This is a genomic window from Paenarthrobacter sp. PH39-S1, from assembly GCF_030063245.1.
GTDB lineage: Bacteria > Actinomycetota > Actinomycetes > Actinomycetales > Micrococcaceae > Arthrobacter_M.
In genome coordinates, this window is record NZ_JASISR010000040.1 from 1 (window position 1) to 12,583 (window position 12,583).

At 64.9% G+C, this 12,583-nt stretch carries 10 protein-coding genes; all 10 read right to left on the reverse strand.

The genetic code is table 11. The annotated features are described in order from the left end of the window. Positions 1-263: 263 nt before the first annotated feature. The gene (locus QMG52_RS18600; protein ID WP_283561912.1) at positions 264-1,295 is read right to left on the reverse strand and encodes a virulence RhuM family protein; all 1,032 of its coding nucleotides are present in this window, start codon (positions 1,293-1,295) and stop codon (positions 264-266) included. After that, positions 1,288-2,826 carry a type I restriction-modification system subunit M gene (locus QMG52_RS18605; protein ID WP_283561913.1) on the reverse strand — a complete coding sequence of 513 codons (1,539 nt, stop codon included), beginning with the start codon at positions 2,824-2,826 and terminating at the stop codon, positions 1,288-1,290. Before QMG52_RS18605 ends, QMG52_RS18600 begins: the two co-directional genes overlap by 8 nt. Continuing rightward, positions 2,823-3,413, reverse strand: coding sequence for a restriction endonuclease subunit S domain-containing protein (locus QMG52_RS18610; RefSeq protein WP_283561914.1), 591 nt, complete (start codon positions 3,411-3,413; stop codon positions 2,823-2,825). Before QMG52_RS18610 ends, QMG52_RS18605 begins: the two co-directional genes overlap by 4 nt. Positions 3,414-3,719: 306 nt before the next feature. Further along, the gene (locus QMG52_RS18615; RefSeq protein WP_283561915.1) at positions 3,720-4,547 is read right to left on the reverse strand and encodes an SWIM zinc finger family protein; all 828 of its coding nucleotides are present in this window, start codon (positions 4,545-4,547) and stop codon (positions 3,720-3,722) included. Beyond that, a complete protein-coding gene (locus tag QMG52_RS18620) occupies positions 4,540-7,737 on the reverse strand; it encodes a DEAD/DEAH box helicase (protein ID WP_283561935.1) in 3,198 nt (1,065 codons plus the stop codon). Before QMG52_RS18620 ends, QMG52_RS18615 begins: the two co-directional genes overlap by 8 nt. 396 nt (positions 7,738-8,133) lie before the next feature. Next, positions 8,134-8,352, reverse strand: coding sequence for a type II toxin-antitoxin system TacA family antitoxin (locus QMG52_RS22435; protein WP_502920571.1), 219 nt, complete (start codon positions 8,350-8,352; stop codon positions 8,134-8,136). Positions 8,353-8,511: 159 nt separating this feature from the next. Beyond that, positions 8,512-8,889 (reverse strand): VOC family protein, encoded by a 378-nt coding sequence (locus tag QMG52_RS18625; RefSeq protein WP_283561916.1) that lies wholly within the window; start codon positions 8,887-8,889, stop codon positions 8,512-8,514. Between the two features lie 234 nt (positions 8,890-9,123). After that, positions 9,124-10,044, reverse strand: coding sequence for a sugar phosphate isomerase/epimerase family protein (locus tag QMG52_RS18630; RefSeq protein ID WP_283561917.1), 921 nt, complete (start codon positions 10,042-10,044; stop codon positions 9,124-9,126). Continuing rightward, the gene (locus QMG52_RS18635) at positions 10,041-11,252 is read right to left on the reverse strand and encodes a dihydrodipicolinate synthase family protein (protein ID WP_502920572.1); all 1,212 of its coding nucleotides are present in this window, start codon (positions 11,250-11,252) and stop codon (positions 10,041-10,043) included. Before QMG52_RS18635 ends, QMG52_RS18630 begins: the two co-directional genes overlap by 4 nt. Positions 11,253-11,347: 95 nt before the next feature. Continuing rightward, the gene (locus QMG52_RS18640) at positions 11,348-12,523 is read right to left on the reverse strand and encodes a Gfo/Idh/MocA family protein (protein ID WP_283561918.1); all 1,176 of its coding nucleotides are present in this window, start codon (positions 12,521-12,523) and stop codon (positions 11,348-11,350) included. Positions 12,524-12,583: the final 60 nt, after the last annotated feature.

Sequence of the window (12,583 nt, forward strand, 5' to 3'; positions counted from 1 at the left end):
ATGGAGCCTCCGCCCACCCGACACGACAACCGGGCTTTTGTCATGCCCGGACCCAAAAGTTGCCGAAATTCACGCCCCCGCCAGAATTCCGGCCTCAAAAAGCCACTACTCGCGGATCCGGGTCAGAGACACGACGCCGTTTGCGAGATTCCTCATACCTACTATCGGACGCGTTCCAGATCCGGATGACGGAGCACTCGTTCCGTATTGAGTACCCGCCAAGGCCCCCCCTACAACGTCAAGACGCCATCCCGAAGGTATTTTCACTTTGTATCGTCCCTACTCAGCCGCTCAAGCTCTGCGAAGTCCGACGCGTCTGCGGTGACAGCCTCAACGGCCTTCCGCTTCGCATCAAACTCCCCGTACCGGTCCTCGGCGAGCTTCTTCGCGACTTCCGCGCGCACGCTGCCAGCGTTCGTCAGTAATTCGTGCCCGTTGAACTGCAGGAAGGCATCGAGCTTTTCCTTCCAGTCAGCCATGGTCACCACCAGGCGACGCTTCGCCTGGTTCTCGGCAAAGTCCAGGTACATGGTGACGATCCCGTTCAAGTCAGCCATCTCCTCTTTGGTGAGGTAGTTCTTACCGGTGGAAATGTCACCTTTGCGGACCCGTCCGCCAGCCCAGCTGGTTAGCCCCATGTTGGGTGCATTGGAGTCACTGCGGTCCTTGACGAGCTCGGCAGCGGTCTTGCCCGTAACGGCCCAGAGCATCTTGTTCTGCACCACCTTGAAGAAGAGCTGCGCCTCATTCGATGCTTTGTCGTAATCCACGGCCGTGGCATAAAGGTCCAGCACCTTCTGATAGAACCGCTTCTCGCTGGCGCGAATGTCCCGGATGCGTTCGAGCCATTCGTCAAAGTAGTCCCATTGCTTCGCATCCTTGAGCTTGGCGTCGTCCATCGCGAAGCCTTTGACGAGGTATTCGCTGAGGACTGTCGTGGCCCAGCGGCGGAACTGCACACCACGCGGCGAACGCACCCGGTAGCCGACGGCAAGGATGACATCGAGATTGTAGTGCTCAACCTCGCGCGCCACCTCACGATTTCCCTCGTTCTGAACTATCCGGAATTTCCGGATAGTTGCGGCGGGGTCCACTTCGCCCTCGGTGATGACGTTCTGGATGTGTTCGTTGATGGTTCGCACGTCCTTCCCGAACAGGTCGGCGATGCCCCGCTGGGGCAACCAGGCTGTACCGGAGGCGGCCCGCAGTTGCACGTGAGCGAGACCGTCGTCGCTCGTGTACAGCACCAGTTCCCCTGCTGCGCCACTCGATTCGGGGCTAAAGGGGTCAGTCATCGAGGCCCAACTCCTTCAGATAGCCAGCCATGCGGGCCCGTACGCCCAACAACTCGGCCTCAATTTTCTCGATGTCACGTTGGACGGCGGCGACGTCAATCGCAGCCTCGGCCTCGAAAGTGTCGATGTAGCGGGGGATGTTCAAGTTGAAATCGTTCTCGCGTATCTCCTCGCGAAGCACCAGGCGCGAGTATCGCTCGGCCTCCGTCCGCCCGTGGTACGTCTGAACAATCCGCTCGATGTGTTCCTCGTCCAGCAGGCTCTGGGCTTTGGCCGGCGTGAAATCCAGGCTCGCATCAATGAACAGGACGTCGTCGCGGCCCTCGTTGGCGCCGCCCTTTTCACGCGAACGGTCGAAGATCAGGATGGCGACGGGAATGCCGGTTGTGGTGAACAGATTCGCCGGCAAACCCACCACTGTGTCCAGCAGGTTCTCCTCGATCAGCGACTTCCGGATGCGCCCCTCGGCACCAGCACGGAACAACACACCGTGTGGAACAATCACCGCAACCCGGCCCGTCCGCCGTCGTGCTGATTCGATCATGTGCGAAATAAAAGCGTAGTCACCCTTACTTTTGGGCGGGACACCGCGCCAGAACCGCCCCCACCGGTCCGACTCCGCAACCTCCGCCCCCCACTTGTCCAGCGAAAACGGCGGGTTAGCCACCACCACGTCAAACTGCTTGAGCTGATCGCCCTGCAGCAGTCTGGGGTCATTCAGGGTGTCGCCCCACGCAATACGCGCGCTGTCATTGGCATGCATAAACATGTTCATGCGTGCCAGTGCCCAGGTGGAACCGTTGACCTCCTGGCCAAAGAGCTCGTAGTTGTTGCTGCCCACCTGGGCAGCAGTCTGGATGAGCAGCGAACCCGATCCACAGGCGGGATCGTAAATGCTGTCTTCCTCCTTGGGCGAGGCAAGGCGTGCCAACAGCTCGGAAACTGAACGCGGCGTATAGAACTCCCCCGCCTTTTTGCCGGCGTCCGAGGCGAACCGCGAGATCAGGTAGATGTAGGTCTCGCCGATGATGTCATCACTCACCCGCGACGGGCGGAGGTCAAGCTCGGGCTTTGCGAAGTCCTCGAGAAGGTTCTTCAGACGGCGGTTTCGGTCCTTGGGCTGCCCCAGGTTGGACTCCGAGTTGAAGTCAATGTTTCGGAAGACGCCGGCCAGCTTCGCACGGTTGTCCTCCTCGATTGCTTCCAGCGCAATGTTGATCAGCTCGCCGATGTTTTCGGCGTTCCTGTTGGCGTAAAGGTGGTTGAACGTAGAGGTCTCGTGAAGCGGAAACCGTTCCCGCTTCAGCAGGGCCTCCACGCGGTCCGGGTTGCCTTCGAACTGCTTCTGGTACTTCTCCGCGTGCTCGGTCCAGACGTCCAAGATGTACTTCACGAACAGCATAACCAGGATGTAGTCCTTGTACTGCGTGGCATCGACCACACCCCGGAAGGTGTCGCAGGCTGCCCAGGCGGCATTGTTGATCTGGTCCTGCGTGACCTGATCCTTCCTGGGGGTTTCATTCTTGATCATTTGCTGCCTGCTTCCGGGTGGGACTGCCCGGCAAGGGCAGCGGCGGTCAATTGGGTTTGGCGAAGCGTGTGCTGACAATCGGCCAGGCGGTGCATCAGCTGCGTTTCAAGGGCAGCGAGGTTCGCGGCCTCGGCAATGAGGCGTTGCTGCGCAAGCGGCGGGAGCTGCAGGGGAACCGATTCGAGCGTTGCCTTGGCCACCATTTGGATGGTCTGGCCCTGCGCGGCACGCCGCAGATGCGTCTGTGCATCTGGCTGGTTCAGCCACCATGCGAGGAAATCCGGATCGTAAGTGTCAGTGGTCGGGCGGATGATGAACAAGGGCATGACAGCTACGGCTGGTTCCGGCAAGTCTTCCGGGATGGCCCAAGCGATGGTCGCATGGCCCCGCGAACGAAGGAGGACATCGCCTCGGGTGACCAAATAGCGGGGATGCGGCAAAGGGATCCGGGCCATGCCCCGCACTTCCAAGGCGCTACCAACGGAGATATCTGCCATCTGGATGGCTAGGACGCCATGCCCGCCCATGTTAAGGCGTTCCCGCACAGTTAGTCCGGAGCGGATGTGCGCCACATCAACAAGCAACATGGATCCTCCTTCAGTAGTATTTCTACTGAAGGAGTATCTGAGTTCCTTCAGTAACACAACTACTGCACGATCGGTCTTGTTGCCTCAGTCGATCGGCAACCCCAGCGAACCGCTCCCCCGTTTCTCGATGAAGCGTGGGCAACGCATGCAGATTGACACGTTCGCGTCAGCAGGTCCTCCAGGACAGGCTGCCCAGCCGGACCGTCCCTCCGCAACGCAACCCGCCGCCGTCGTCCGCTCAAAACCGAACAGTCACGCAACCGGGCTCTTGTCGTTCAGCCGGTCAGCTCATTAATGCTGTCCCAATCAAGGCTGGTTAGGGGGTCCAGCGGATGCCCGGAGCGCCGCATACACCGGCCGCAAAATGTCGGCAAGCGGACGCGAGCGGACCGTGACATCCACCGGCGGAAGCTGGTCCACCAGCAGCGCCCCGCGCACGGAACTCCGCCGCACAGGGACCGGCACAGGCGGGACGAAGAAGGTGTCCAGTACTTCCGTGAGAGGGGAGCCCGCGCGTCCCTCGTTGCCTCCGGCGGCGGCTGCCGCGTTCATCCGTCCCAGCAGATCCTCGCGTTCGCGTCCGCGCCAGGCAAGGATCCGGAACGGGTCGTCGTCGAACTGCTCGGCCAGCAGGTAGAACACCGCCGCCAGATGCTTGCACGGCACTTCCCAGTCGGGGCAGGAGCAGTCAAGGCTCAGCTCTGCTGCGTTGCGGGGGAAGAGCGACAGGCCGACGGCGGCGAAAACATCTTCGATGTCGGCGGCCATCTGTCCCGCCAGCAGGGTCGCCACATACCAGGCGTTGCCGGCGAGCGCCTCCTCCACCGCGGCCCACTCCGCCTTCCCGAACGCCGTGAGGCCGATGCGTACGCGGTAGGGCTTTGCCCGTGAACCCTGGACGCTCGCGGCGACGATGCCGGCATCGATATCCAGCGAGATCACCTGTCCGCGCCGGGCGTAGTTGCGGCCACGTTGCAGGCGTCCACCCACACCGAGACTCTCCAGCACCTCGATGAACCGCGCTGACCACCAGCTCGTGCCGATGGCACCGCGCACACTTCGGGCCTTGACACCGCCCTGAACACTACGCGGGGTGGACGGCGGAAAGAACGGCGAATCGTAGCGGCTAGTCACCGACGGCCTCCTTCGACAGGGCGAACAGATCACGCAGGCTCGCGGTGGACAACTCGGTGAGCCAGCCCTCGCCGTCGCCCACCACCAGGTCAGCCAACGCTGCCTTCTCCTCAATCATGGCGTCGATCCGCTCCTCCAGCGTGCCCCTGCAGATGAACTTGCGCACCTGCACACGGCGTTTCTGCCCGATCCTAAAGGCCCTGTCGGTGGCCTGATTCTCCACCGCCGGGTTCCACCAGCGATCAAGGTGAATGACATGGTTGGCGGCGGTCAGGTTCAGTCCCGTACCGCCGGCTTTCAGCGAGAGCAGGAAGATCGGCGGCCCGTCGGCAGACTGGAAACGGCGCACCAGCTCGGTACGGTTCTGCCGGGACGTGCCGCCGTGCAGATAGGCGACGTCGTTGTCGAAGCGGGCCGCGAGGTGCGGCAGCAGCATCTCGGCGAACTCGGTGTACTGAGTAAAGCACAGCACCTTGTCGCCCTCGGCAAGGATTTCCTCCAGGATCTCCTCGAGCCGGAGCACCTTACCGCTGCGTTGCCCCACGGCGGAGCGGTCGTGCAGCAACTGGGCCGGATGGTTGCAGATCTGCTTGAGCTTCGCCATCGCGGCCAGCACATTTCCGCGGCGCTCGATTCCGTCGGACTCCTCGATTTTCTCCATCATGTCGTCGACGACGGACTGGTACAGTGACGCCTGCTCGCTCGTCAGCGTGTAGTACTGCTTGATCTCGATCTTTTCCGGCAGATCGTCGATGATGGTCGGATCGGTCTTCACGCGGCGCAGGAGGTACGGCCGGGTGATCGCCCGCACCCTCTCGGCGGCCGCCTCGTCGCGGTGGCGTTCGATCGGGATCGAATAACGGGTGCGGAACAGCTCCGCCGAACCCAACATGCCAGGGTTCAGGAAGTCCATGATCGACCACATCTCGCCGAGCCGGTTCTCCACCGGGGTGCCGGTGAGGGCGATCCGATGGGCGGCGGCAAGACGCTTGACGGCCTTTGCCGAGCGGGAGAGCCGGTTCTTCACCGCCTGCGCCTCATCGAGCACGATACGGTTCCAGATGACGGCCTCGAACAGCTCCAGATCGCGCGTCAGCGTTGTGTAGGTGGTGACCAACATATCGATGCCGTTCAGGCCCGCGCCGAAGTCCTCGCCGCGCAACCGGTCCGGACCGTGATGCACCCACATCCGCAACGCGGGCGCGAATTTTGCGGCCTCGGCCTCCCAGTTGCCGATCAGCGACATCGGACACACCAGCAGGGTAGGACCGGCCTCGGGATAGTCCTGCCGGTGCACCGCCTCCAGTGCCAGCAGCTGAACGGTCTTGCCAAGTCCCATGTCGTCGGCGAGGCAGGCACCGACCCCGAGAGCGGCGAGGAAGTTCAGCCACGCCAGACCACGCTCCTGATATGGGCGCAGTGTGGCGCGGAAGCTCTCCGGCGGGGCGACCGGCTGAATTTTGGCGTCCGCCGAGCCGTCCAGCAGGGCTCCCAGCCAGCCGTCGGCGGTGATGCCGGCGACCTCCAGGGGCAGCTCGAGATCATCGGGATGAGTGGCGGCAAGGCGGAGAACATCCGCCACCGTGCCGCGCCCGGACTCCTCGCGCTGCAGGAAATCGATGCCGCGGCGCAGTTGTTCGGGGTTGACGCTCACCCACTGTCCCCGCAGCCGAACCAGCGGGGCCTTCGCCTCGGCCAACGCGGCGATCTCCTCAGCTGTGAGGGTGTGATCGCCCACGGCGAGGCTCCATTGGAAGTCGCACAGTTGCTCCCGGCCGAAGGCGGGCGCTTTGCCGGTAGCATCGCCCATCGGTGTGGACGCCGAGAGCTTCAGGCCCAGCTTCGCGCGTTTGTCCCACCATGAGGGCAGCAGCACTGAGAAACCGGCCTCGTCCAGGGCGGGGGCAGCATCGCGCAGGAAGGCGAACGCGCCCTCCGAGTCAAGGTTGAGTCCGGTGGGGCGCGACTGCCGCAGCCCAGCTTCCAAGGCGGGGTAGACGCGTACCGCCTTGCCCAGTTCAGCGAGCAGCACCTCCTGCGGACGGCCAAGCCAACGGGCCAGGGCCCCGCCGTCGCGCCACACCTGTTCGGCCGCCACCATCAGGCTGGGGTCTGAGGATGACTGGAGCAGGAACTCCAGCCGCCAGGCGGGCACCTCCAGCCGTGCGTCCACGGCGGATGCGTCACCGCCTACAGCCAGCGAAAGGAGTGGTTCTCCCCCGGGCTGTTCAGTGCTGAGAGCCTCGCTGACAGCCTCACTGAGCCGGAAGGTTGCACGGGCCGGAGCAGTGGCCTCCCGCACATACTCAGACCACGGCGCGAGCCCGCGTTCCAGCTCGGCAAGCGCCGGTTCCGGCACCCGGACGCGGGCGTCTGCGGTATGAAGCGCCTCCAGCCATGCCTCGGCAGCGCGCGGTTGCAGAGGTTTCCGCCCCCGGCGCGGAGGCAACATCGGCAGGTCGTGCGGCAGCCGGCCGCGAACCGCGGCGTCGGTGAGGACGTCGAGGGCCGACGTGATAAGTTCACCGGCATCCTCGGAGCCCGGTTCTGCCCGGAACGCGGCGGGCATACCGGCAATGAGATCGCCGAAGGCGAGCGCGTCCGGCCCCCGCAGCACCGCGCGCCACCGCGCCTCGGCGACGGCAGCGTCGCCTTCGTCAGCGTCGTGGTCGTCGTCGGACCCGGCGGAAGTCCAGGCGATCCCCGGGAGCACTCGGCCCCGTTCCGCGAGTTCGTCGGCAAACCGACCCACTTCACCGAGGAACCGCGCGGAAGGTGCGATACGTACGTCGCCCAGTAACTCCGGTCCGTCGCCCGGGAACCGGTCGGGAAAGAGCGCGGAAGCCAACCCGCTGGCATTATGCTCACCGCCAAAGGCACTGAACACCGCCGGATTGGCCCACACGACCGGCACCGTCCACGGCAACAGGGACGGACCGGTTGAGCTTGGCGGCCGCGGCGTGATCCGCACGAGCTCGGGAGAGTCCAGCGGCGAGCGTCGCAGCGAGGGCAGCAACAACGTTGTACTGCCGAGCTCGCCGGTCTGCATTGCCGCGACGACGTCGGCCGATGCGGCGAAGGGATGGGGTCGGGCGGTCTTCAGCCCCTGGTTTACGCTGTTTACCGTCTTTTCGGAGTCTTCGGCCCACAGCCCGGGGCCACGGTTGAGCGACCAGAACGAGTGGAGCACCAGCAAGCGCGTTGCCTTTCTCGATGGGTTGCGACACTCAAGCCTACTACTACCCAGTTTCTACCCCTCCCGGCGGCAGGGGCTTCCAAACGTTCCCGCATCAGCCGGGGCCTGGTGGCGTATACGGTCGCCGTGGGCAAGGAGGTCGCTTGGGATTCATGCTCTATAGGCCCGATTCTTCGTTATTCTTCGGTCGGTCAAGGTACTTTTTGACCGTCGCGATCTTCATCTAGAGCCGCAGGGCGTCGCCGGAGGTGGGAACAAGCCCGTGATGGGTGTACCAGGCGATTCGACGGCCTGCGCGGCATACTCGGTAAGCCACTGGTTGTGTCAGCCGCAGTCGAAGGCCCCCAGTCAAACCCGGGGCCAGCTTCGCTACTCGATGGGTCGATGTGGTCATCGACCCATCAGTCTCGGAAGCTTGGACAGTGCGGCGAGCTCAGTGGACTCATCGGGCATGTCCAGCGACGCCATCATTACATCGGAGACCTCTGGCGCCATGAGGTTAACGTCAGAGCGTGCGATCACCTTTTGAGCCGCCTGGCGAGCGGCGTCGGCTACAAATGCTGACTTCGTAACATGGAGCAGGCTCGCTGCTTCAGCGATGAGGACGATCGCCTGCTCAGGCTCGGAGGCTCACATTCAGAGTCACGCACAAGCGTGCGAGCCAGTAGAAATTTTCGGGCCGGGCGATGGTCCTGATGAAGCTGTGGTCGACCGGCAAGTCGGACTCGCTCACAATATACTCATCCGGCCGCAGTGCTCCGCCCGGAACTAGCCATTGGGCCGGTTCGGGATGTACTGCACCGCCCACTTGTTGCCGTCGGGATCGGCGAAATAAACGAAGTGGCCCCAGTCCTGGACGTCGACCTCGCTGACGTCCACGCCGTTGTTCTTGAGCTGCGCGTGCGCGGCCTGGATGTCGCCCACCACCATTTGCAGGCTGGGTGCGGTGCCGGGAGCAGCCTCGGTGAGGCCCTCGCCGATGCAGATGGAGCAGGCCGAGCCGGGCGGGGTCAGCTGAACGAAGCGGATCGAGTCGCTGGGCCGTTCGTCGAAGTCGGCGTTGAAGCCAACCTTGTTCACGTAGAAATCCTTGGCGCGGTCCACGTCGGACACGGGGACAAACACAAGTTCAAGTTTCCAGTCCATGCGCCACACGCTAGCGGAGGTCGCGGGAAACCGGTAGGGGCAGCGGACCTGGGTCTTTAGCCTCGGACTCCAGGCGCGCCTCGATCAGTCTCGGGCTTCCTCCCCAGGGCGAGGGCCGCGGCGGCAAAGGCATCCACCGTTGTGAGGCCCTCACCGGTGAGGGTGATGGTGGCAAGGCGCGCGGCGAGGGCCAGCACGTTCCCGGGCCATCGTCGTACATTTCTTCCGGCCCCGTTAGTGAACCCGGATGCCACCAACATTGAGCGACGGGGCCACAAGCTCTGCCCAACGATCCTTGACCGTCCGGATCACGTCGGCGGGCGCCGCATCCCAGATCTGCTGGTTAAAAATCTCCACCTCCACCACGCCGCGGTAGCCGGCCTGCTCCATCCAGGCTCCGATGGGCGCAAAGTCGATTACGCCGTCGCCCATGAATCCGCGGGACAGCAGCGCATCCGCGGCAATGGGCAGGTTGAAATCGCACACCTGGTAGGAGGCAATGCGGCCCTGACTCCCGGCGCGGGCAATCTGTTCCTTCAGCGCCGGATCCCACCAGACGTGGAAGGTGTCAACGACGACGCCGACAGTCTCCGCCGGGTGCGGCGCGGCCAGGTCCAGCGCCTGCCCCAGGGTGGAGATGACGGCACGGTCGGCGGCGTACATGGGGTGCAGCGGCTCAAGGACCAGCCGCACACCATGTTCCAGGGCAAAGGGCACCAGCTCGGCCAGCCGGTCCGCCACACTCCGGCGAGCGGCCAGCAGGTCCTTGCCGCCGGACGCGGGCGTGCCGGCGGTCCCGCCGTCGACGGCGCCCGGAGCCACGCTGAAGGCGGGCAGCCCGCCCGCCACCATGACCAGCTCAGTAGCACCCAGGGCCTTTGCTTCCATAATGGCCGCGCGGTTGTCCGCCAGCGCCGCCGCGGCACCGGCCGGATCGGCAGCCGTCAGGAAGCCGCCGCGGCACAGGCTGGAGACACTCAGGCCGGAAGCTTTGACGAGCTCCACGGCATTCTCCAGACCCACTTCGGCCACCTTGTCCCGCCACAGGCCGATGTGGCCCAGCCCGGCCGCCCGGCACAGCTCAAGTGCCTCGGCCAGTGAGGCCTTCTTGATGGTGGCCGTGTTCAGCGACAGCCTCTCGAACAGCGCACTCACGCCGCTGCTCTTTTTCCATTGATTCCTGCAACGGCCAGGTACGTGCCCATCCGCTCAGCCGCCAGTGCAGGATTCAGCAGCAGACCGGCGTCGTCGGCCAGCCGGAACAGCTGGACCAGGTGCGCCACGCTGCGTCCCGACTGCAGGCCGCCCACCATGGAAAATGCGGGCTGGAAGCCGTTGAGCCAGGCGAGGAACGCGATGCCGGTCTTGTAGTAGTACGTCGGCGCCTCAAAGACGTGCAGCCCCAGCGCGCGCGTCGAGTCCAGGATGGCCCTCGCCCGCACCGGATCGCCGCCGTCGTACGCCTGCAGCGCCATGGAGGCGGCGGGTGCAATGGCGGCGAAGATGCCCAGCAGCGCATCCGAATGGCTCTCGCCGTCACCGTCGATCAGCTCCGGGTAGTTGAAGTCGTCCCCGGTGTACAGCCGGACACCTGGCGGCAGGGCCGCGCGCAGTCGGACCTCGTGCGCGGCATCCAGCAAGGACACCTTCACGCCGTCTACCTTGTCCGCAGAGGCTTCAATGAGCGCCAGGAAGGTCGCCGTGGCGGCGTCGACGTCGCCGGAGCCCCAGTAGCCAGCCAATGCGGGATCAAACATCGTGCCCAGCCAGTGCAGCACCACCGGCTCGCGGACCTCGGCCAGCAGTGTCGAGTACACGTGCAGGTAGTCCGCCGGGCCGCTGGCCACGCGGCTCAGTGCCCGGGAGGCCATCAGGATCACCTTGGCCCCGGATTCCTCCACTACCGCGATCTGTTCGCGGTAGGCGGCCAGCACGGTCTCCAGGCCCTTCGGGCCGGGCTCGACGGCGGCGGGGTCGAGTTGGTCCGTGCCCGCACCGCAGGCCAGCAGGTCGCGGATCGTGCGCTCCGGGGTGGCGATGCCTGCGGCCTCGGCGGCGCTGCGGCGGATGAGCTCGCGGGTGGCGGTCCAGTCCAGGCCCATGCCTCGTTGGGCGGTGTCCATGGCGTCGGCAATGCCAAGGCCCCAGCTCCACAGCTCGTGCCGGAAGGCCAGCGTGGCGTCCCAGTCGATGTCCGCCGGGGCGCCCGGCGTGTTGTTGCCAAGCACCCTTGGTGTGACATGCGCCGCGGCATAAGCCCTGCGGGAGCGGATCAGCCCGGCGGGTTTGGTCCAGGGACCGGGCTGGTTCAGCACCAATTCTTGGAGCGCGACGGCGCCACTGGCGTCCGTGCCCGCCGGCAGGAAGACGCTGGGACCTGTTGCGGCACGGTTCCGGGCGGAGTTGCCGACGGCTGACGCCGGTGCGCCGGAAGCCCCAGTTTCGGCAGCTTCGGCGCTCACAGCACGATCTCCGGAATTTCCAGCGTGCGGCGCTCAGCTGAGGACTGCAGGCCCAGCTCGGCCAGCTGCACACCGCGAGCGGCGGAGAGCAGGCCAAAGCGGTGCTCGCGGCCGGCGACGACGTCGCGCAGGAATTCCTCCCACTGCAGCTTGAAGCCGTTGTCCAAGTCGGCATTGGCGGGGACCTCGGCCCACTGCTCGCGGAAGGGCTCGGTGACGGGCAGATCCGGATTCCAGACCGGCTTGGGGGTGTTGGCGCGCTGCTGGGAGACGCATTTGCGCAGGCCGGCGACGGCGGAACCGTGCGTGCCGTCCACCTGGAACTCCACCAGCTCGTCGCGGTACACGCGCACGGCCCAGGAGGAGTTGATCTGGCCCACCACGGCGTCGCCGGCTGCGGTCTCGAGGTCGAAGATGCCGTAGGCGGCGTCGTCGGCCGTGGCCTCGTATTTGTTGCCGGCCTCGTCCCAGCGGGCCGGGATGTGCGTGGCGGTCTTGGCGTTGACGCTCCTGACCTTCCCAATGATGCCCTCGAGCACGTAGCTCCAGTGGCAGAACATGTCGGTGGTCACGCCACCGCCGTCTTCCTTGCGGTAATTCCACGACGGGCGCTGGGCGGCCTGGATGTCGCCCTCAAACACCCAGTAGCCGAACTCGCCGCGGATGGAGAGGATCCGGCCAAAGAAGCCTTCATCCACCAGACGGCGCAGCTTGACCAGACCGGGCAGGTACAGCTTGTCATGCACCACACCGGCCGTGACGCCGGATTCCCGGCCGATGCGGGCCAGCTCAATGGCCTCTTCCAGTGTCTGCGCCGTCGGCTTCTCCGTGAAGATGTGCTTGCCGGCGGCCATTGCCTTCTTCAACGTGGCGGCCCGAAGACTGGTCATCGAGGCGTCAAAGACCACGTCCACGGAGGGATCGTTGATGACGGCGTCCAGATCGGTGGACCACTCGTCCACGCCGTGGCGCTTGGCCAACTCCCGGACCAACTCCTCGTTGCGGCCCACCAGGATCGGCTCGATGGTGATGGTGGTGCCGTCCGCCAGGACCAGACCCGAATCGCGCAGCGGCAGGATGGAACGCAGCAGGTGCTGGCGGTATCCCATGCGGCCGGTGATGCCGTTCATGGCGATGCGAAGCACGGGGGGCTGCGTAGTTTGCTCAGTCATGGGTTCTCCCTGGAAGTGTTTGTGTCGAGGGACCTTCCTTACATTGGAAAGCGCTTTCCA

Coding starts and splice junctions, on each gene's coding strand:
- QMG52_RS18600 (WP_283561912.1), bottom strand. CDS start 1,295: ATGACTGACCCCTTTAGCCCCGAATCGAGTGGCGCAGCAGGGGAACTG.
- QMG52_RS18605 (WP_283561913.1), bottom strand. CDS start 2,826: ATGATCAAGAATGAAACCCCCAGGAAGGATCAGGTCACGCAGGACCAG.
- QMG52_RS18610 (WP_283561914.1), bottom strand. CDS start 3,413: ATGTTGCTTGTTGATGTGGCGCACATCCGCTCCGGACTAACTGTGCGG.
- QMG52_RS18625 (WP_283561916.1), bottom strand. CDS start 8,889: ATGGACTGGAAACTTGAACTTGTGTTTGTCCCCGTGTCCGACGTGGAC.
- QMG52_RS18640 (WP_283561918.1), bottom strand. CDS start 12,523: ATGACTGAGCAAACTACGCAGCCCCCCGTGCTTCGCATCGCCATGAAC.